Consider the following 20,692-nt stretch of genomic DNA (forward strand, 5'->3'; position numbering starts at 1 on the left):
AGAAGACCGGGTTGCGAACAGGGCGGCTTATACGGATTTTTCTTCGAAAGGCAAGGGTAGGGGCGAAATTATGCCGTTTTGCCTGTAAGCGGCGTCGATGCTCGGGACAAATCGCGAGCTCCCGTCGCCGCAGCGTTGCACCCGCCGCACTCTCCCATATGATAGGATGCCAATTGCAGCAACGGGGACGGTTCATGCGCATTTTTCTCGTTCGGCACGGCGAATCCCTCGGCAATATCGATGACCGGGCCTATCGGCAGTTCGGCGATCACAATGTTCCGCTGACCGAGTGGGGGCATCGGCAGGTGCTGCAGGCAGGCCAGGCGATATCAGCCTATCTGAAAGGGCTGCCACCAGCCGAATTTGCGCAGGCTGAACGTCTGGTATTCTCCCTTCCTGAGGACGCGGCAGAGCAAGGATGCCCTGCTTGAGGTTCTGCCTGCCGAACTCATCGGGGATACCAGAGAGGATTATCTCCTGCGCGAGCAGGATTTCGGGCTCTTCACCGAAATCTACGACCATGCCGAACAGAGGCGGAAATTTCCCGACGAGTTCGAGAAATGGGCAAGACTGCGCAATAACAACGGCAAGTTCTATGCGCGTCCGCCGGATGGCGAGAGCCGTGCCGATGTCGCCCAGCGCGTTCGCTTGTTTCTGCAGACCGTCATGCATGATGCCGAAAACGGCAGGAACAATGTCATCATCGTCGGCCACGGCGTCACCAACCGGGCCTTCGAGATGAACTTCCTGCATTATCCGGTCGATTGGTTCGAGCGCTCGGACAATCCAGGAAACGCCGATGTCACCTTGATCGAAGGGCGGAGTTCGGAAGGCTATCGCTCGATCCTGCTTCATAAGTCTGTGGACCGTGTGAAAGGGCAGGAAGAATTGAAGGAGGCTTATGGTTCCGAATTGGCGATTGCGCCGAAGACGAAGCAATAGTTGCTTGCGGCAGTCGGCAGGACATTCCTAGCGATATTGGGGCCCGTTCCATGTCGGCCTTGGAACCGGGCAACTCTTGAAACATGCGCTGCAATCATGACTTGTGAAATGATGGGACCTGTGGAATTCATGACCTGGCTGATATTTGGGGGCTGAGTTGTGAAAGTAATGCGAAAAAACTTTGCTTTGGCAGGTCTTGCTTTGGGCCTCATCCTTCTCGCTCAAGATGCAGCAGCGAGATTAAGCTACGAAGCGCATAGCTTGAAAGATGGTTCCAAGTTTATCATGGTGAGCGGTCAGTTCGAAGCTGACGATGACTTGGCCTTATTTCGCAATGAAGTTCTTTCCAGCCATGCGTTTTCCGTTAGTTTCTTCAGTGGCGGCGGAAACGTATACAAGGCCATGGAGTTTGGCCGTCTGATCCGGTCTTTAGGCCTTCAAACCGTGGCTGCCCGGGGCTCGGAATGCGCCTCGGCTTGTTCCTTGTCATTTCTTGGCGGGGTTACCCGTTATGCCGAGCCGGGTGCGATTGGTGTTCATAAATCCTCGTTCAGCGATACGAGTGGAATGAATGTCGAAGATGCCGTTGCGGCCGTTCAACAGCAAACCGCCGATGTGATTTCCTATATGAACGAAATGGGCGTCGATCCTAGTTTGCTGCAACTTGCCCTAAAATACGACAGCAATGATATTCGTTATCTGTCATCGAGCGAAATGACACGGTTTCGAGTTACGACGGTCTCGTTTCAAGAAGTTCATGAATCTGAGGTCGAATCGTCGTCTGGTAAAGCTCAGGCACCGATTGCTGATGGACGCATAACGTCAAAGACGCTGAGCAAAAAGCCACCGCTTCTGCAAGTTCCTGTCCCAAGAAACGGCATTGTTCAAGATGATAGTGGTTCGGCTCTATTAAAAGCCGGGCGGGATATCCGCTCCAAGACGATTGCGGCTTTTGCGAATGGAAGCGAGTTACAGATTATCAAGAGCACCGGCGACTGGTATCGCGTGTTGATCGGCAAAAAAACCGGCTATATGCCCCAAACGTCGGTATGGGTGCGTGAATTTGAAGAAAAACAGCTTGGGAGGCAATACATTGAAATAACCACTGAAAAATCTTTAGAGCCCGCAATGGTTTTGGCCAAGCAGTCATTTATTCCAATGGCAGTTCACTTAACCGTACAGGGGAGTTATGCCGTCACGATTGTTGGGACGTACGAGGGAGCTGTTAATTCCCTTGTATTTCAGCCTTTGGTTAATACCAAAACCATCCCTCCGACCGCCTTCGTTACTTATGGTAACAACTACGTTCGCGAAATCTGCTGCAGAGCTTCCACCACGACGGCCGAATAAACGGGCAAACTTGCCCGCTTACCCATTTTGAATCCGACCAGCACGCTCCTCACATCGGCATCGGATATTTCCGGTGCACCTGCTCGATCTCGGCCAATGCCTCTTCCGGCAGCGTCACATAAGCTGAAGCAATATCGGTTTCGAGCTGCGCCATCGTCGTCGCGCCGATGATGACGGAAGCCATGAAGGGCTTGGTGAGGCAGTAGGCCAGCGCCAGCTTCGACGGGTCGATACCGTATTTGGCGGCGATTTCAAGATACGCCTTAACCGGCGGTTCCTGCAGCGGCTGCAGGCGGCCGCCGATATCGAGATTAATCGAGCCGCGCGAGCCGGCCGGGCGGGCACCGCCGACATATTTGCCGGTGAGGATACCTCCGGCGAGCGGCGAATAGGCGAGCAGGCCGACATCTTCGTGATGCGACAGTTCAGCCAGATCGAGGTCGAAATGGCGGTAGAGGAGGTTGTATTCGTTCTGCGTGGTGGCGACGCGCGGCAGGCCCTTCTGCTCGGCAATCGTCAGATATTTCTGGATCCCCCAGGTGGTCTCGTTCGAGAGACCGACGGCACGGACCTTGCCGGCCTTTACGAGCTCGCCCATCGTCTCCAGGATCTCGGTGATCTCGGCGATGACTTTCTCGCGATCCTGGTTGAAGGGGTTGTAGCGCCAGTTCTGGCGGAAATGGAAATGGCCGCGGTTCGGCCAGTGAACCTGATAGAGGTCGATATAATCAGTCCTCAGCCGCTTCAGGCTGGCGTCGATCGCCGCGCGGATATTGACGGCGTCGGCGCCCTGTCCGCCGCGCAGATACTCACGGCCAGGGCCGGCGACTTTTGTGGCGAGCACGATATCCCTACGCTTGCCGGTCTTCTCGAACCAGCTGCCGATATACTCTTCCGTGCGCCCCTGGGTTTCCGGCCCGACCGGTGTCGTCGGATACATTTCGGCGGTATCGAAGAAATTGATGCCCTTATCGACGGCATAGTCCATCTGCTCATGGGCTTCGGCTTCGCTGTTCTGCGTGCCCCAGGTCATCGTGCCCAGGCAAATCTGCGAAACGGAAATATCGGTGCGGCCTAATCTCTTATATTTCATGGGAAAACCTTGGGGATGGAAGAAGGTCAAAATGAATGAGGTCGCGCAAATTTAGGCTCGATCTGAGCGAGCGCAAGGAAAAAATCATTGCGTTTCGCAGGCGCAAAAGCCGTTGGCGAAAGGGCTTGCACTATTGACTCCGGCGCAAACAATGTCATTGGGAAGCAAAACGACCCCCAAAAGGACGCTTTATAATGACTGTTGCTTTCACATTTCCCGGCCAGGGCAGCCAAGCCGTCGGCATGGGCAAGGACCTTGCCGACAATTTCGCCGAGGCGCGCGCCGTCTTCGAGGAAGTCGATGAAGCGCTCGGTGAAAAGCTCTCCGACGTCATCTTCAACGGCCCGGAAGACAAGCTGACCCTGACGGCCAATGCGCAGCCGGCACTGATGGCGGTGTCGCTTGCCGTCATCCGGGTGCTGCAGGCCCGCGGCTTCGATCTGAAGAGCAAGGTCGCCTATGTCGCTGGCCATTCGCTCGGCGAATATTCCGCGCTCTGTGCCGCAGGCACCTTCTCGCTTGCCGATACCGCGCGTCTGCTGCGCATCCGCGGCAACGCCATGCAGGCGGCAGTTCCTGTCGGCGTCGGTGCCATGGCCGCGATCATCGGGCTTGAACATGCCGATGTCGTCGCCGTCTGTGCCGAAGCCTCCGCGCTCGGCGCCTGCCAGATCGCCAACGACAATGGCGGCGGCCAGATCGTCATTTCCGGCGAGAAAGCACCGGTCGAGAAGGCCGCCGAGCTTGCGACTGGCAAGGGTGCCAAGCGCGCGATCCTCCTGCCGGTCTCCGCGCCCTTCCATTCCGCCTTGATGGCCCCGGCCGCCGAAGCGATGCGTGAGGCGCTTGCCGGCGTCGCCAAGGCCAATCCGGTGGTGCCCGTCATCGCCAACGTCCGGGCCGCTCCAGTCACTGATGCGGACGAGATCGCCAAATTGCTTGTTGAGCAAGTCACCGGTCAGGTGCGCTGGCGCGAGACGGTGGAATGGTTCGCCGCCAACAATGTGACGACATTGTATGAAATCGGCGCCGGCAAGGTGCTGACGGGCCTCGCTCGTCGTATAGATAAATCGGTCAACGGCATTGCCGTCAACAATGCCGCTGATATCGACACGGCGCTTGCCGCATTGCTCGGCTGATAGATTAGGAAACGAGGGACACACATGCTTGATTTGACCGGCCGCAAGGCCCTGGTAACCGGCGCATCCGGCGGCATCGGTGAAGAAATTGCCCGGCTCCTGCACAAGCAGGGCGCAATCGTCGGCCTGCACGGAACGCGCGTCGAAAAGCTGGAGGCGCTGGCCTCCGAACTCGGTGATCGCGTCAAGATCTTCCCGGCGAACCTCTCGGATCGCGACGAAGTGAAGGCGCTCGGCGTCAAGGCGGAAGAGGAGCTCAGCGGCGTCGATATCCTCGTCAACAATGCCGGCATCACCAAGGACGGTCTGTTCGTGCGCATGAGCGACGAGGATTGGGACAGCGTGCTGGAAGTCAATCTTACCGCCGTCTTCCGCCTGACCCGCGAGCTGACCCATCCGATGATGCGCCGCCGCTATGGCCGCATCATCAACATCACCTCCGTCGTCGGCGTCACCGGTAATCCCGGACAGGCGAACTACTGCGCCTCCAAGGCCGGCATGATCGGCTTCACCAAGTCACTGGCGCAGGAAATCGCGAGCCGCAACGTCACGGTCAACTGCGTTGCCCCCGGCTTCATCGAAAGCGCGATGACGGGCAAGCTGAACGACAAGCAGAAGGAAGCGATCATGGGCGCCATTCCCATGAGGCGCATGGGCACCGGTGAGGAAGTCGCCTCGGCCGTCGCCTATCTTGCCTCCTCTGAAGCCAGCTACGTCACGGGCCAGACGATCCACGTCAACGGCGGCATGGCAATGATCTAAAAGGAATTGCTCATTGGAGGGAACTTTCCCTCCAATAGCATGTTGAGCAACCCGGAGCCGGCTATTTTCTGGCTTTGCGACGGACTTAAACCGTGTTAAGCGGGCCATGACTGTGAACAGTCGTCCGGAAAATGCAGACGGACTGGGCCGTTTTGAAGGCGCCGGACCGGATCTCAATGCCGGGTTGAACGGGTTTGCCAGCGGCGTCAGGACTGATGCTGCAGGTTTGAATTAGGGTAGGGATGTCACAAGGCATTCTCATCAGGACATAAGGTCGAGGAAACCGACATGAGCGATATCGCAGAACGCGTAAAGAAAATTGTTGTTGATCATCTTGGCGTTGACGCCGACAAGGTTGTTGAAAGCGCAAGCTTCATCGACGATCTGGGTGCGGACTCGCTCGACACCGTCGAACTGGTCATGGCCTTCGAAGAAGAATTCGGCGTTGAAATCCCCGACGACGCTGCTGACTCGATCCTCACGGTCGGTGACGCGGTAAAGTTCATTGAGAAGGCCCAGGCCTAATCTTTCGCGCTTTTTGAAGGGGCGGGCTGAAGAGTCCGCCCTATTTCGTCCGGCTATGCCGGTCGGAACAGGCTTATACGCATATCATCATAAAAAGACGGGGGTCTGCGGGAGATGAGACGTGTCGTTATCACGGGTACCGGCATGGTATCACCTTTGGGCTGTGGCACGGAGGTGTCCTGGTCGCGCTTGATCGCCGGACATAACGGGGCGCGCCTCGTAACTGAATTCGAGGTCGAAGACCTCGCGGCCAAGATCGCATGCCGCATTCCTGTCGGCGACGGTACCGACGGCACGTTCAACGCTGACGATTGGATGGAGCCGAAGGAACAGCGCAAGGTCGATCCCTTCATCATCTATGGCATGGCAGCCGCTGATATGGCGCTGGCCGATGCCGATTGGCATCCGGCAACGGATGAGGATCAGATCGCCACGGGCGTCATGATCGGCTCCGGGATCGGCGGCCTGGAAGGCATTGTCGAAGCCGGCTATACGCTGCGCGACAAGGGTCCGCGCCGCATCTCGCCGTTCTTCATTCCCGGCCGTCTCATCAATCTTGTTTCCGGCCAGGTCTCGATCCGCCACAAGCTGCGCGGCCCGAACCATGCCGTCGTCACCGCATGCTCCACCGGTGCGCACGCCATTGGCGATGCGGCTCGCCTGATCATGCTCGGCGATGCCGACGTGATGGTCGCTGGCGGCGCCGAGGCTCCGGTCTGCCGCATCTCGCTTGCAGGCTTTGCCGCCTGCAAGGCGCTGTCGACGGAGTACAACGATACGCCGCAGAAGGCCTCGCGCCCGTATGATCGCGATCGTGACGGCTTCGTCATGGGCGAGGGCGCCGGCATCGTCGTTCTCGAGGAATTGGAACACGCCAAGGCACGCGGCGCCAAGATCTATGCCGAAGTCGTCGGTTACGGTCTTTCCGGTGACGCCCATCACATTACCGCACCGTCCGAGGATGGCGAGGGCGCATTCCGCTGCATGACTTCGGCTCTGAAGCGCGCCGGTCTGACCCCTGCCGATGTCGACTACATCAATGCCCACGGCACGTCGACCATGGCCGATACGATTGAACTCGGCGCGGTCGAACGGCTGGTCGGCAATGCCGCGTCGAAGATCTCGATGTCGTCGACCAAATCGGCGACCGGCCATCTCCTCGGGGCAGCCGGCGCGATCGAAGCAATCTTCGCCACGCTCGCCATTCGCGACAATATTGCCCCGCCGACGCTCAATCTGGATAATCCGGAACGCGAGACCGCTATCGATCTCGTGCCGCACAAGGCCCGCAAGCGCGAGATCAATGTCGCGCTGTCGAACTCCTTTGGTTTCGGCGGCACGAATGCGTCGCTTGTCTTGCGCCGATATGAAGCATAATAACGGCGCGTAAATTCAAAGCGGGAGCATCTTCGGCAAGCCTGCGCCCCGCTTTGAATATTGCCGTGTCCGCAAACCGCGGATGCCTCGTGGCGATGTCTGATCGGTCGAAGTCGGAACCCGGCGGGTTTCGTCTTATCTTCTGAACCTGTTTTTTGCCGCATTGCTTGGCCAAAGAGCAGGCAATCACAAAAAGGAAGGGATTGCCGGTGAGCGATACGAACCAGAGCAACGGAACTGCGAACGGGCAGAAAGGGCCGATTATCCCGAAATCGGCGAATGAAGCCCTGCGTCCGGAGCGTGTTCCGGATCCGCCGAAGCGCTCGCGCAAGGCTCGCAGCCAGATGGTCATCTTCCTGAATTTCCTGATGACGCTGGCGGTTTTCGTCGCTGTTGCCGCGGTTGGAGGTGCCTATTATGCGTTTTCGGCCTATCAAAGTCCCGGTCCGCTGACGACCAATACGAATTTCATCGTGCGCAATGGTGCCGGTCTCAGCGAGATCGCCAATCGCCTGGAATCCAACAACATCATTACCAACGAGCGCATCTTCCGTTGGCTGACGGCCACGTATCTGCATGATGGCGAGACCCTTCGCGCCGGCGAATACGAGATCAAGGCCGGCGCCTCCATGAAGGACATCATGGAGCTGCTGAAGTCGGGCAAGTCGATCCTCTATTCGGTGACTTTGCCGGAGGGATTGACCGTGCGGCAGATGTTTAACAAGCTGCAGGCCGATGTCGTGCTGGAGGGCGATCTGCCGTCGGCCCTGCCGCCGGAAGGCAGCCTGAGGCCGGATACCTATAAGTTCACGCGCGGCACGAAGCGCGCGGAAATCATCCAGCAGATGGCGGCAGCGCAGGTGAAGCTGGTCGACCAGGTCTGGGAAAAGCGCGACGCAAGCGTGCAGCTGGCAAGCAAGCAGGATTTCGTAACGCTCGCCTCTATCGTGGAGAAGGAGACCGGCCTTGCGGATGAGCGCGCCCATGTCGCCTCCGTCTTCCTGAACCGCCTCGGCAAGGGGATGCGCCTGCAGTCGGATCCGACCGTCATCTACGGTCTTTTCGGTGGTGAAGGAAAGCCGTCCGATCGTCCCATCTATCAGTCCGATCTGAAGAAGGACACACCTTACAACACCTACCTCATCAAGGGCCTGCCGCCGACGCCGATCGCAAATCCGGGCAAGGATGCTCTGGAAGCCGTCGCCAACCCTTGGAAGTCGCAGGATCTCTATTTCGTGGCCGATGGCTCCGGCGGCCATGTCTTCGCCGCCACGCTGGATGAGCACAATGCCAATGTCCGGCGCTGGCGCAAGCTCGTTGCCGAAAAGGGCGAAGACCCGAGCACCATTGCCGTGGACGGTCAGCCGGACGACGCTGCGGTCGCGCCCGGCTCGGGTGCCCAGCAGAAGAAAAAGACCAATTGATCTTTGCCGCGCCCCAGCCTCCATAAGAAGCATGGTGCGGATTCATTTTACATCGACCCACAATACGAAGATCTTCGGTGATTGGGGATAGGAACTATCGGAGGCTTGCATGGAATTGCAGTCCATGACCGGCTTTGCCCGGCGTGAAGGAACCAGTGGCCGTGGCCGCTGGGCATGGGAGCTGCGCTCCGTGAACGGCAAGGGGCTGGATATCCGTCTGCGCCTGCCGCCAGGCCTCGAGCGTCTGGAGGCCGATATCCGCAAGTCGATCGCCGACCGGCTTTCCCGCGGCAACCTGCAGGTCAGCCTGTCACTGTCGGTCGAGGAGAGCCGCGTCGAGGTCGTGGTAAACCAGGAAGCGTTGACTGCGGTTCTGGCGCTGCGCGATCAGCTTGCCGGCATCGTCGATCCCGCGCCGCTGCGGCTGGAGAGCCTGATGACCGTGCGCGGTCTCGTGGAGTTCAAGGAGGCCGTGGAAGACGAAGAGGCGCTTGCCGCGCGCGATGCCGATATCATGGCGGGCCTTGAAGCCGCGCTTGGCGATCTGCGTGAGATGCGTCGGCGGGAAGGTGAGGCGCTTGGCAAGGTCCTGCTTGGCCAGGTCACTACCATCGAGGCGCTGACATCGACCGTCGAGCGCGATCCGTCCCGATCGCCGCAGGAGATTGCCGCGAGACTGGCGACACAGGTTTCGATGCTATTGGAAGGCTCGTCGGGTCTCGACCGCGACAGGCTGCATGCCGAAGCCGCCCTTCTGGCGACCAAGGCGGACCTGCGCGAGGAAATCGATCGCCTGAAGGCGCATGTGGCCGCCGCGCGCGATCTGATTTCCAAGGGCGGTCCCGTCGGCCGCAAGCTCGATTTTCTTGCACAGGAATTTAACCGGGAATCGAATACTATCTGTTCGAAGTCGAATGCAGCGGCGGTTACTGCCGCCGGCATCGAGCTGAAGGTGGTTATCGACCAGTTCCGCGAACAGGTCCAGAATTTGGAGTAGGCCATGAAGCCGGCGACATCCACATCCATTCCGATCGCCCGTCGGGGGCTGATGCTTGCCATCTCCTCGCCATCCGGCGCGGGCAAGTCGACGATCGCGCGAACCTTGCTCGACAAGGATAAGCAGGTCAGTCTGTCCGTGAGCGTCACGACGCGGCAGCGCCGGCCGAGCGAGATCGAAGGCGTGCATTATCATTTCGTCTCGCAGCGTGAGTTCGAGCGCCTTCGCGATTCCGACTCGCTGCTGGAATGGGCCGAAGTGCACGGCAATTTCTATGGTACGCCGCGTGAACCGGTGGAAACGGCGATGGCCGAAGGCCGCGACATGCTTTTCGATATCGATTGGCAAGGCGCCCAGCAGCTTCAGGAAAAAATGCCCGCCGATGTCGTCTCCATCTTCGTGCTGCCGCCGACGATGACCGAACTGCAGTCGCGCCTGCATCGCCGCGCCGAAGATTCCGAAGAGGTGATCGCCATGCGTCTTGCCAATTCGCGCGCCGAGATCGCTCACTGGCGCGAATATGACTATGTCATCGTCAATGATGATCTGAACGTCGCCTTCGACGCGGTGCAGTCGATCGTCAAGGCCGAACGCCTGCGCCGCGACCGCCGGCATGGCATGTTCGATTTCGTTCGGGACTTGCTGGAAGAAACGCCGAAGCTCTGATCCCGATCAGAAGCTCTGATCCGATCAAAGGCAATTCGCCAATCGGCAGAATTCTTCGACTGAAAGCGTTTCGGCACGGCGCTGCGGATCAATCTCCGCCTTCAGCAGAAGCGCCTCGCCGCCGATCGGCTTCAGGCTCTGGCGCAGCATCTTCCGGCGCTGGCCGAAGGCCGCCTGCGTTATCTTTTCAAGTTTGCCGACATCGCATGGGATCGGGTTCTCCCTCGGCGTGAGATGCACCACAGTGGAGGTTACCTTCGGCGGCGGCGTGAAGGCCTGTGGAGGCACGTCGAAGGCCATGCGAGCCTCCGTCCGCCAGCCGCAGAGCACGCCAAGCCGGCCATAGTGGTCGTCATCTTCCCGCGCAACGATCCGTTGGCCGACTTCCTTCTGAAACATCAAGGTCAGGGATTGCCAGAAGGGCGGCCATTGCGCCGGCAGAAGCCAATTGACCAGAAGCTGGGTACCGACGTTATAAGGCAGGTTGGCAATGATCCTGACCGGTCCTTCCGGTGCAAGAGCCGCAAAATCGGTCTTCAGCGCATCGCCCTCGATGACCTCGAGCCGGCCGGGATAGTGATCTGAGATTTCCGCCAGTGCCGGCAGGCAGCGCGCATCGCGCTCGACGGCGATGACCTTGGCAGCGCCGAGCGCCAGGATGGCGCGCGTCAAGCCGCCCGGTCCGGGACCGACTTCGAAGACGGTTACGCCTTCCAGCGAGCCCGCCGTTCTGGCGACCTTCTGCGTCAGATTGAGATCGAGAAGAAAATTCTGGCCGAGCGCCTTGCGCGCGTCGAGGCCATGACGTTGGATCACATCGCGAAGGGGCGGCAAACCATCCAGTGCGGCCATCAGCGAACGTTTCCGGTCTTGCCACTGATTTCGCTCGCCAATCTGAGGGCTGCGACGAGGCTGTCTTCCTTGGCAATGCCCTTGCCGGCGATACCGAATGCCGTGCCGTGGTCGGGGGACGTGCGGACGAGGGGCAGGCCAAGCGTGACATTGACGGAATCGTCGAAGCCGAGCGCCTTGGCCGGGATCAGTGCTTGATCGTGATACATGCAGACAGCAACATCATAGCGCCGCCGGGCCTCGTCGTGGAACATCGTGTCGGCAGGCAGGGGGCCGAAGGCATCGATGTCCTCGCCGCGAAGGATATCGATCGCGGGACGGACGATCTCATCGTCTTCCTTGCCGAGCGCGCCATTTTCGCCGGCATGCGGATTGAGACCGGCAACCGCAAGGCGTGGCTTGGAAATACCGAAGCGGTGGCGCAGGTCATGGTCGGTGATCCGGCAGGTCTCGACGATCAGCTCGCAGGTCAGTGCCTGCGGCACATCCTTCAGGGGAATATGGATGGTGACGGGAATGGCTCGAAGCTTGGGACCGGCAAGCAGCATGACAGGCATGACCGGTTTTCCGGTCGCGCGCGTCGCGAGATCCGCAAGGAATTCCGTATGGCCTGGAAAGCCGAAGCCGGCGTCATAGAGCACCGATTTGGCAATCGGATTGGTGACGACAGCGGAGGTCTGGCCGCTCATGCTCAGCGACACGGCCATTTCTATGGCTGCGATCGTGCCCTTGGCGGTGGCGACATGCGGTTCGCCGGCGATGATGTCCATTCCGGCCTCGATCGGCAGGACGGGCAGCGCATTCCGGAAGATGTCGCAGGCGGTCGCCGGATCTGCCACCTTCAGGGGCACCGTCAAGCCGAGCTGCGAAGCACGCGCGGCAAGAATGCCGGCGTCGCCGAGAAACAGGAAGGGAGGCAGATCAAGCTCGCCGCGGCGCAGCCAGGCGGCGAGCGTAATGTCGGGGCCTATGCCAGCCGGATCCCCCTGCGTGAGCGCAAGGGGGAGGGAGGAGCGCGGCGGCATCGTCAATCAGCGATAGACGATCTGCGCCTTGGAGCGCAGTTCATCCACGTATTTCTTGTCGTTGGCGCTGACTCCTCCGGCCTTGTCCTTGCCAATATCCTCGGCGCGGAATACGGCGGCGGCGGCGACGTCATCGTTCACCTGACGCTGGGAGCAGATGGCGACATATTCGACGCCTCGGTCGGTTATGATGGGAGCGGTCGTGTTGCCGGAAGCCTTCTCCAGCAGCGGCTTCCACATTTCCGGAACTTCCGGTGCGAGCACCCGGCCGAGATCCTGGACGGAAACATCGTGCATGGTTGCGGCGAAGACCTTTGCCTGATCGCAACCGGGGAATTTGGAGCGCGATGCCTCAGCCTCGGCTTTACGCTTGTTCAGGATGGCATTGCGCTTTGCGGTGGGCACGACGAAAACGATCTGCTTCAGGAAATATTCCGTCGTGACCGGCTTCGTCTTGTTCTCGGTCATGCGCGTTACGAGATCGTCATTCGACATGCGGCTTCTCGCGCCAAAGCGGGCGTTGACGACGCGAGGCCAGCTCATGGAAACGGCGATGTAGGACTTGAAGTGGTCGACACCGACGCCCGCCTTGTCAAGAATCTGACTGAGCTGAGCCGGCGACATCTTGTTGCTGGACGCGAAACGTCCAAAGGCGGCATCGACATCGGTGGTCGAAACGGACATGCGCAGGCGGGAGATTTCCGCACGCTTCAGCGTTTCGTCGACAAGCTGTTCCTTGGCGAGATTGTTGAGGTCGCCCTTCTGGCGCTGCAGCTTGAGGAAAGCGACGCGCTTGGCGATGTCGCCGGATGTGATCACCTGACTGTTAACGAGGACTTTTACCTCGCTGGCCGCGAAAGCGACATCGCTGCTCGGCACGGTGAAGCTCGCCATAACCAAAGCCGCTGCTCCGAACAATAGAGCACGCATCGGTGTCTTTCCAGAAAACATCAACTACCCCTTCCCAAAGGTCTTTCCTGCCGGCCTTGCGCCATATCGCTGCGCCTTGGCGCAATACGGCAACTTTGCGCCACATGTCTACATCAAGCGCGATGAATTGCAAAATCCTTGCGGCGAAACAATGACGCCGCGAATAGCGGGCCGTTTCAACGCAAAAGAGCCGGCGATTAAGCCGGCTCCTTGCAACTTCGGTCTATATCAGAACGTTGCGTCCTGGACGCTGCCGAGATTGACGTCGCCCAACGTACGGAAGGTCAAACGAGCGCCAATCGACCAATTGCTGGCCGAGCTGGCTGTCGTATCCTTCTTGTCGAGAAATGACACGGTAAAGATCGTGCATTCGTCCTCGTAGGAAAGACCGACGCCCTGGCGGGTGATCTCATTGCTGTTGAGATCGTAGCTGACCGTGCCGAAGACCGACCAGTATTCCTTGAATCTGATCTGCGCACGCGACTGGATTTCATCCTGATTGCTGGTGAAACCATATTGCGGCTGCGCGGAAATATGCGTGTAGATCAAGGACGTCTGGAAGACATCATTCGAGAAGCCGACGGCTGTATCGCCGCGGCGGAAGGCGAAGTCCTTTTCGTCGAAGCGATAGGACGTCGACAGCGAGATGCCCTGCGGCGTCGTCAGGCCGAACATGGTGACATAGTCGGAGCGAGTCGTTTCAAGTCCGGATTCCGAACCGACACCCGCCAGATCCGTTTGCGCAAAGGAATTGCGTCCCGCGAGCTGGTAGGATTGCCCGAAGATGTGCTGCAGCTTGTAGCCACTGTCGAAGCTGGCGGTATAGCGCCATCCGATGTTGGCACGGGTGCCACCCTCGATGCGGTCGAAGCCCGAGAACTTGTCGCGATCGAACAGGTTGGTCGCGTCGAAGACGAAGCTCTGTGCATCCTCATTCGGCAAGCGGCCGGCAAGCTGCTCATCCGGCCGCACATAGATCTGTGCGATCGGTTCGAAGACATGCGTGCTGTTGCTTGTCGTGATCAGGAATGGGTACTTGGCTTCGAGCCCCGCCGTGACCATGCCACGGGCGGCATAGTCGCTGGTGTCGTAATTTCCGGGATAGCTGAACGGTCCGCCGAAGGAGTTCGGCGAATTCATATCCAGACCATAGACGTCACCGCGCGCCGCCGCCAATGGCGTCAACACAAGGCCTTCATCGGTCGTAAAGGTACGCTGCCACTGCAGTTCAGTGCTGAAGCGCGTATAGTCGCCGGAGAGACCGAGGAAGCGGTCGTTCAAGTTGGCATCGCCAAGATTGAATACGTTGTCGAGTGCGGATGTCTTCTCACGCGACAGGTGCGTGAAGTTCATCGTTGCCGACAGCTCGCCGCCATAGACCGATTTCGGATCGACATAGTGATAGTCGATGCTCGGATAGACGTATGCCTGCTGCTTTTGTGCCGTGGCGTTATTATCCGTGTCCTGCACATTATAATAGAAGGCGCGCATATCGAAGAAATTGCGCTTTCCGATACCTGTCAGATAGGCTTGGTTCGTATGGGTGCTCTGGTTCAGCCCGTCCAATCCATAGGTGCGCGAGAAGTTGTTGTCGCTCTGCACCATGACATCCCAGCCGAAAGTCCAGCGAGGATTGATCCTGAAGTCGGCCTTGGAGTTGATCATGCCGCGAGTTTTGTTCTCGGCATCAGTCGTACCGGCAGCGAAGGCGTCCGGATTCATCTGATTGATGCCGGCAACGCGCAGGATATGCGTGCCATTCTCGAAACGCTGGCGGAACTCACCCTCGAGCAGCAACCCCTGATTGCTAAAGCCCGTGGCGGTGACCGTCGCATCCATGCTCGGCGAGATGACGTAGTAGTAAGGAACCCGTACTCCGACGCCGAGGCGCTCCGAGACGCTCACGGACGGAAACAGGAAGCCGGATTTCCGCTTGACCGTATTGTCCGGAACCTCGATCCACGGAACATAGGCGATCGGCTGGCCGAACAGTTCGAAGCGGGCATGTTCCAGGCGCACGGTATGCGTGACGCCGTTCTGGACGACGCGCTGGGCCTTGACCTGCCATAGCGGAGCCCGGCCTTGCTCGGAGCAGGCCATGCAGGCGGTGTAAACACCCTTCGTCAGAATCAGCTGGTTGCCGCCGACCCGCTCGCCCTTTTCGGCGACCATGCGGGTGTTGTCGGGCATTTCGATGCGCAGGGCGTTGACGAAGCCGTCGGAAAAGCTGTCGGTGACGTCCATTTTGTCACCGTACATGCGATTGCCGTCCGGAGTGATCAGCTCGACATTGCCGAGAGCCGTCATTCGCCCGGATTTCTGATTATACTCGACCTTCTGGGCAACCATTTTGTAGCTGCCATAGTTGATCTGGACCGCACCGCTTGCGGTGACGATCTGCGTATCCTTGTTATAGACCAATTCGTTGGACGAAAGGACCAGCTTTGCGCCTTCCGGCACCTTCACCTTGATAGGGGAAGTAACAGTGCCGGCACCGCCGTTATTATTGTCGTTGGCCTGGGCGTAAACAGCGACCGGGCTCATAATATATGCACATGCAGCCGTGCCCGTAACGAGGGCAGCCACAATCTTTTTAATACTCTCGCGGTTGCCTGCCGCCACTTAGCCGTCCTCCTGATGAAGCAGGATCGTTGCTCCGAATGCCAATGCGACGATCACGGGTATCCATGCCGCCACGTAGGGAGGAACCACTCCGCTGCTCCCGAATGCTTTTACAAGCACGGTGACAACATAAAGCACGAAGCCGGAGAGGATTCCACCCAGAATCACGGAGCGCGATTGATTGAATCTACTGAATTTTAGCGACACGGTTGCTGCGATTAGCGTCATTGCTATGAGAAGGAATGGTTGCGATAGCAGCGAATGAAACTGTGTCTCAAGTGCGTTGGTCGATATGCCGAAGGAGTGTGCGATCTTTATTCGATTAGAAAGATCATAAAAAGCAATGGTTTCCGGCTGTGCCAGACGCTGCGAAACGAAATCCTGTTTCAGATTCGTACGAACCTGTACCGAACTCTTATGATCGGGTATTTCGCCCGGCCGCCGTTCGACGACATTGTTAAGAAGCCAGTAACCATCTTCCAATTTTGCCGACTGCGCGTCCTGCCGCAGGACGATATTTCCCTGTGAATCGAAGTGGATAAAGACGACGCCCATCAGCGTCGTTCCATTGTCCAGAATGGCCTTGGCGCCGATGATCGTATCGTCCTTGCCATTCGATTGACGCAGCCACGGGATCGAAAGCCTGTTGTGATAGGAAGGGTCGCCGCGCAGGTCGGCTTCCATCGTTTCCGCCTGGCGCTGCCCCCATGCGGCGACCGGATTGAGGGCAAGCATGGTCAGCAATCCCACGAAAAAGGCGCCCACGATGAACGGCGTCATGAACTGCCAGACGGAGATGCCGGCCGCGCGTGCAATAACCAGCTCGCGGCGACGATTGAGTGCGATCAACACCGTCATACCGACGAAGAGAGCGATGAACGGCACTGTCTGCTGCAGAATGAACGGCAATCGCACTGCCGTCATGACCAGACCGAGCGGGACCGTATAGCCGGGCAGCCCGGCCAGCCGGCCGGCGGTTTCACTGAAGTCGACGAGATAGACGATCGAGATGACGCCCAGGAAGAACCAGAACGTCGTCACGATGTAACGCGTGAAGAAATAACGCCCGAGCGTGCCGAAGATCATGCGCCGCTCCCATTGGAGCCGCCGCCCGGCGCCGCCGGCATGCGATCCTGAATGCGTTGCCGCCAGTTGCTCATGCGATTTCGGATCGATACCGGCATCGACATCTTCCGGTTACGCGTCAGCAGCGCGATCGCGATAGCGGCGGCAATGATGTTGATGGCGTAGAGAATGCCGACGAAGCGAGGCGAATTATCGATCTGGTTGGCCGCATAAAAATCGGCCCAGCGCAGCGCGAAGGCTATCGTCAAGGCCGACACCATCGGGTGCAGCCGCGCCTCGCGATGGGAGCGGGCATCGCCAGCAATCACCAGCGATATAAGCGCGAATATCGCGGGCAGGGCCCATTCGTTGAGGCGCCGATGCAACTCGGCCTGATAGCTGCCTGGTCTTGTCTTGTAATCCGGATCGTTCGGATCCGGATTGAGCAGGAAGCCGAGGTTGCGATCGCTGGCGCGCAAATTCGCCTGACCGCGGCTCTGGGTCATATCGGAGAGGTCGAAGGAATAGGAATCGAACTTGATGACCGAGACGTTGCCGTCGGCCGTCTTGCGATGCACCTCGCCATCTTTCATCAGCAGCGACGTACCGCTCGGATCGACGGCGCCTTCCTTCGCATAATAGATGAGATCGAAGGCGGGATCGCGGGAATCGACCACGAACAGCCCTTTGAGGATGCGCCCCGACATGCGCTGCGAAATCTGTACATAGAGCCCGTCTTCGATGCGCCGGAAATTCTTCTCTTCGATCACGGTGGAAAGAAGGTCGGCATAGGCTTCGGCCACCATCTGGCGGGCGGCGACGCGGGCTCTCGGCTCGACGGCGTTGTCGACGAAGAAGGAAAACACGCTGATGGCCATGGCGAGAATCATGATCGGGCGGATGATGATGCTGCGTTTCGCGCCTGCCGCCTCCATGACGGTCAGCTCCGAATCGCTATTCATCGCCGTCAGGGTCTGCGTGATGCCGATGACCAGTGCGAAGGGCAGGACGATCGGAATAATCGTCGGCAGGATGAGCGTCGCAAGCTTGGCGAACGAGCCCATCGACTGGCCGCTATCCGTCACCAGATTGATGCGCTGCAGCACCTGGGTCGTCCAGATGATGGCGAGCACTGGCAGCAGCGCTACCAGGAACATCATACCGACACGCCGTACGATATATGTCTCGAATAACTTCATGCCGGCCCTTAAACGCAACAGCTGCCGTGCGAGCCGGCAGAGATTCACCCTCATCTACGCTGTTTAAGTTTTTTTGGCGACAACCAACTCGAAAAAAAATCGTTAATTTTCCGAGATTCTTCTGTCGTGTGTCGTTTGGGATAATGCGAGCAGCGCTGCGAATATGACAAGCGATGAAAGCCAGCCGAGCACGGCATCGGAGAGGTAATGCCCGCCAAAAGCCACCCGAAGCGCGGGAATGAGGATCGAAACGGCTGCGATCGGCGGGGCGGCAGCGGATCGGTATGGCTGCGGGATGATGAAGATCAGGCAGAACAGCCAGCCGGCGGCCGCCGCTTCGCCCGAGATGAACGAACAGTTACTGACGCATTTTCCCGCGAAGGATCCGGCATGGACGAAATCGAGCGTGCCGCCAAAGAGGTCGGTCTGTCTCGGGCGCGGGCGCCCCGAAAAGGCCTTCAGCCAGAGATTGACGATCAGTACCGGGCCGATCAGCAGCGAACCGAGCGCAATCTTCAGATTGCACGCCCGCAGCCTGTTGAAGGTCGCTCCGTGATGCTGCCAGCATTGGAACAGCATCCAGGCGAGGACGGCGGCCACGATATAGGGGAGCTGGAAGAATATCTCCCGCAGCAGCCGCAGATGCGTGTCTGCATTATAGGGGAAGATGCCGCATATCTGACCCGGGCGCGTGCTCGCAAGACATTGCTGCGGCAGGAAAAACATGTTCGCGACGGCGAGATCGATTCGTGGGAAAACCGAGAAGAGGCCAAGCAGTACCCACCAGAGACAGAAGAGGCCGATGAAGGCATCACCCGCGGTACGCGGCCGCAGAACCTCGGGGAACCGGTCTTCGCGATCGAAACTGTTGAAATCTATGATCAAGACGGCTTTCCGGCAAAGGATCGGGTCGCCCCGAAGGGCGGATAAAACACCATTGCGTGTAGGCTAACCGCTTTAAATGACAGGGATTTGAAGCCGTGGAACGGGCTTCTTTGGCGAATGCTTTGCCGAGTGCTTGTGTTCGCTAGTCAAACCTAGAATGATGGTTGTGCAAAGTTCTTCTATTACGACGCATGTTTATCGGAGCAGAAATGTCTGTGAAATTCGAGATTTCCTTCGCCAAGTCGGCCCGCCTCAGCGGCGGTCTGGCCATTCTCCTGAAAGGCACGGACAGTGAGTTGCCGGCGGGCGCTGAGAGCGCCGATCCGGCCAATGTTTTCGCCAGGGCCGCGCCCGTGGCCGGCTTCAAGAGCAAGGCGTTGAGCGCTTTGGATATCATCGCTCCCGAGGCCTCGCCCGTCGATCGGATCATTGTCCTCGGTACCGGCAAGGCCAGGGACCTGGCTGCGCATGACTGGCTGAGGCTCGGCGGCACGGCTGCGGCAAAGATCCGCAACGTCGAGAAAGTCACCATCTTCCTGGACGCGCCGGCAGTCGAGGTCGGTGGCAGGGAGGCCGCCGATTTTGCCCTGGGTATGCTCCTGCGCGCCTATAGCTTCGATACATATAAGACGAAGAAGGGCGACGATGACGAAAAGAACGGCTCCCGCAAGGCGGTGAAGGTGACGATCGTCACCCAGGAGGCCGCAGCCGCCAAGAAACTCTATGCAACGTCCGAAGCCGTCGCAGGCGGTGTCCTCCTTGCACGCGATCTCGTCAACGAGCCGCCGAATGTCCTCGGCCCCGTGGAATTCGCCGCCAAGGCCAAGGAGTTGGAAAAGCTTGGCGTCGAGATCGAGATTCTGACGGAGCGCGAGATGCGCCGGCTCGGCATGGCCGCGCTGCTCGGCGTCGCGCAAGGTTCTGCCCGGCCGCCGCGCCTGGTTGTCATGCAATGGAAGGGCGGCAAGGCGAAGGAGAAGCCGGTCGCCTTTATCGGCAAGGGGGTCGTCTTCGATACCGGCGGCATTTCCATCAAGCCCGCCGCCGGCATGGAAGAAATGAAGGGCGACATGGGCGGTGCGGCAGCCGTCACCGGTCTCATGCATACGCTGGCCGCGCGAGAAGCTAAGGTCAATGCCATCGGCGTCATTGGTCTAGTGGAGAACATGCCGGACGGCAATGCGCAGCGTCCCGGCGATATCGTCACCTCGATGTCCGGCCAGACGATCGAGATCATCAACACGGATGCCGAGGGGCGGCTCGTTCTCTGCGATGCGCTCTGGTACACGAACGACCGTTTCAAGCCGCAGTTCATGATCAACCTGGCGACCCTGACCGGCGCCATCCTCGTCGCGCTCGGCAACCTGCAGGCCGGCCTGTTCTGCAACGACGACAAGCTGGCGGGCGAGTTGACGGCAGCCGGCCTCGTAACCGACGAGCGCCTGTGGCGCATGCCGCTCGGCAAGGAATACGACAAGATGATCGACAGCAAGTTCGCCGACATGAAGAACACTGGTGGCCGCCATGCCGGCTCGATCACCGCCGCCCAGTTCCTCAAGCGCTTCGTCGGGGAAACGCCGTGGGCGCATCTCGATATCGCCGGCACGGCGATGGGCTCGGTCCAGGACGAGATCAACCAGTCCTGGGGTTCCGGTTTTGGCGTGCGCCTGCTCGATCAGCTGGTCCGCGCCAACTACGAATCGTGACCAGCCGAATTTTGTGAGATGGAGCCTTTTCGCGATTCGAAGAAAAGCGAAAAGGCTCTATCCTTTTGGTGTGATGCAATTCCGGACGGAAAACCGCTTCGCACTTTTCCTAGAATTGCTCTAGAAGAGACGG

General features: G+C 59.0%; 17 protein-coding genes and 1 pseudogene. 10 read left to right on the top strand and 8 right to left on the bottom strand.

Annotated elements, in window-relative coordinates:
• Positions 1-194 precede the first annotated feature (194 nt).
• Together PH552_RS29485 and PH552_RS29490 are read left to right on the top strand one after the other, a co-directional pair.
• A pseudogene (locus tag PH552_RS29485) lies at positions 195-942 on the top strand (histidine phosphatase family protein).
• Positions 943-1,110: 168 nt separating this feature from the next.
• Positions 1,111-2,292, top strand: coding sequence for a hypothetical protein (locus PH552_RS29490; protein WP_183763154.1), 1,182 nt, complete (start codon positions 1,111-1,113; stop codon positions 2,290-2,292).
• A 49-nt stretch (positions 2,293-2,341) separates the two neighbouring features.
• On the opposite strand, the gene PH552_RS29495 is transcribed toward PH552_RS29490, so the two are convergent.
• Positions 2,342-3,385, bottom strand: a complete 1,044-nt coding sequence (locus PH552_RS29495; protein ID WP_112342769.1) for an aldo/keto reductase — start codon at positions 3,383-3,385, stop codon at positions 2,342-2,344.
• A 194-nt stretch (positions 3,386-3,579) separates the two neighbouring features.
• Between PH552_RS29495 and fabD the strand changes: the two genes are divergently transcribed.
• The 7 genes from fabD to gmk all read left to right on the top strand — a co-directional run bounded on the left by fabD (position 3,580) and on the right by gmk (position 10,275).
• Positions 3,580-4,524, top strand: a complete 945-nt coding sequence (gene fabD, locus PH552_RS29500; RefSeq protein WP_183763157.1) for an ACP S-malonyltransferase — start codon at positions 3,580-3,582, stop codon at positions 4,522-4,524.
• A gap of 24 nt (positions 4,525-4,548) precedes the next feature.
• Entirely contained in the window at positions 4,549-5,286 is a 738-nt protein-coding gene (gene fabG, locus PH552_RS29505) for a 3-oxoacyl-[acyl-carrier-protein] reductase (protein ID WP_113250683.1), read from the top strand.
• A 288-nt stretch (positions 5,287-5,574) separates the two neighbouring features.
• Entirely contained in the window at positions 5,575-5,811 is a 237-nt protein-coding gene (locus tag PH552_RS29510) for an acyl carrier protein (RefSeq protein WP_004122114.1), read from the top strand.
• A gap of 114 nt (positions 5,812-5,925) precedes the next feature.
• Complete coding sequence (gene fabF, locus PH552_RS29515; protein WP_112342738.1) at positions 5,926-7,188, top strand: beta-ketoacyl-ACP synthase II; 1,263 nt, start codon at positions 5,926-5,928, stop codon at positions 7,186-7,188.
• 209 nt (positions 7,189-7,397) lie between these two features.
• A complete protein-coding gene (mltG, locus tag PH552_RS29520) occupies positions 7,398-8,612 on the top strand; it encodes an endolytic transglycosylase MltG (protein WP_483315514.1) in 1,215 nt (404 codons plus the stop codon).
• 109 nt (positions 8,613-8,721) lie between these two features.
• On the top strand, positions 8,722-9,609 hold the full coding sequence (locus tag PH552_RS29525) for a YicC/YloC family endoribonuclease (protein WP_112342740.1): 888 nt from the start codon (positions 8,722-8,724) through the stop codon (positions 9,607-9,609).
• A gap of 3 nt (positions 9,610-9,612) precedes the next feature.
• A complete protein-coding gene (gene gmk, locus PH552_RS29530) occupies positions 9,613-10,275 on the top strand; it encodes a guanylate kinase (protein ID WP_015339363.1) in 663 nt (220 codons plus the stop codon).
• 24 nt (positions 10,276-10,299) lie between these two features.
• On the opposite strand, the gene rsmA is transcribed toward gmk, so the two are convergent.
• From rsmA to PH552_RS29565, 7 genes are all read right to left on the bottom strand, one after another.
• Positions 10,300-11,127 carry a 16S rRNA (adenine(1518)-N(6)/adenine(1519)-N(6))-dimethyltransferase RsmA gene (rsmA, locus tag PH552_RS29535; protein ID WP_113250681.1) on the bottom strand — a complete coding sequence of 276 codons (828 nt, stop codon included), beginning with the start codon at positions 11,125-11,127 and terminating at the stop codon, positions 10,300-10,302.
• Complete coding sequence (gene pdxA / locus PH552_RS29540; RefSeq protein WP_285166496.1) at positions 11,127-12,152, bottom strand: 4-hydroxythreonine-4-phosphate dehydrogenase PdxA; 1,026 nt, start codon at positions 12,150-12,152, stop codon at positions 11,127-11,129. The genes rsmA and pdxA overlap by 1 nt, the downstream gene beginning before the upstream one ends.
• 6 nt (positions 12,153-12,158) lie before the next feature.
• Positions 12,159-13,103 (bottom strand): SurA N-terminal domain-containing protein, encoded by a 945-nt coding sequence (locus tag PH552_RS29545; protein WP_112342742.1) that lies wholly within the window; start codon positions 13,101-13,103, stop codon positions 12,159-12,161.
• A 207-nt stretch (positions 13,104-13,310) separates the two neighbouring features.
• Positions 13,311-15,704 (bottom strand): LPS-assembly protein LptD, encoded by a 2,394-nt coding sequence (locus PH552_RS29550; RefSeq protein ID WP_112342743.1) that lies wholly within the window; start codon positions 15,702-15,704, stop codon positions 13,311-13,313.
• Positions 15,705-16,790, bottom strand: coding sequence for an LPS export ABC transporter permease LptG (lptG, locus tag PH552_RS29555; protein ID WP_112342744.1), 1,086 nt, complete (start codon positions 16,788-16,790; stop codon positions 15,705-15,707).
• Positions 16,787-17,968, bottom strand: coding sequence for an LptF/LptG family permease (locus PH552_RS29560; protein WP_113250680.1), 1,182 nt, complete (start codon positions 17,966-17,968; stop codon positions 16,787-16,789). The genes lptG and PH552_RS29560 overlap by 4 nt, the downstream gene beginning before the upstream one ends.
• A gap of 102 nt (positions 17,969-18,070) precedes the next feature.
• Complete coding sequence (locus PH552_RS29565; protein WP_112342746.1) at positions 18,071-18,853, bottom strand: phosphatase PAP2 family protein; 783 nt, start codon at positions 18,851-18,853, stop codon at positions 18,071-18,073.
• Positions 18,854-19,062: 209 nt separating this feature from the next.
• Here PH552_RS29565 and PH552_RS29570 point away from each other — a divergent pair, with 209 nt between their 5' ends.
• Positions 19,063-20,559 carry a leucyl aminopeptidase gene (locus PH552_RS29570; protein ID WP_112342747.1) on the top strand — a complete coding sequence of 499 codons (1,497 nt, stop codon included), beginning with the start codon at positions 19,063-19,065 and terminating at the stop codon, positions 20,557-20,559.
• Positions 20,560-20,692 lie beyond the last annotated feature (133 nt).

The sequence above is a fragment of the Rhizobium aureum genome (assembly GCF_030182495.1).
GTDB classification, from domain to species: domain Bacteria; phylum Pseudomonadota; class Alphaproteobacteria; order Rhizobiales; family Rhizobiaceae; genus Rhizobium; species Rhizobium tropici_C.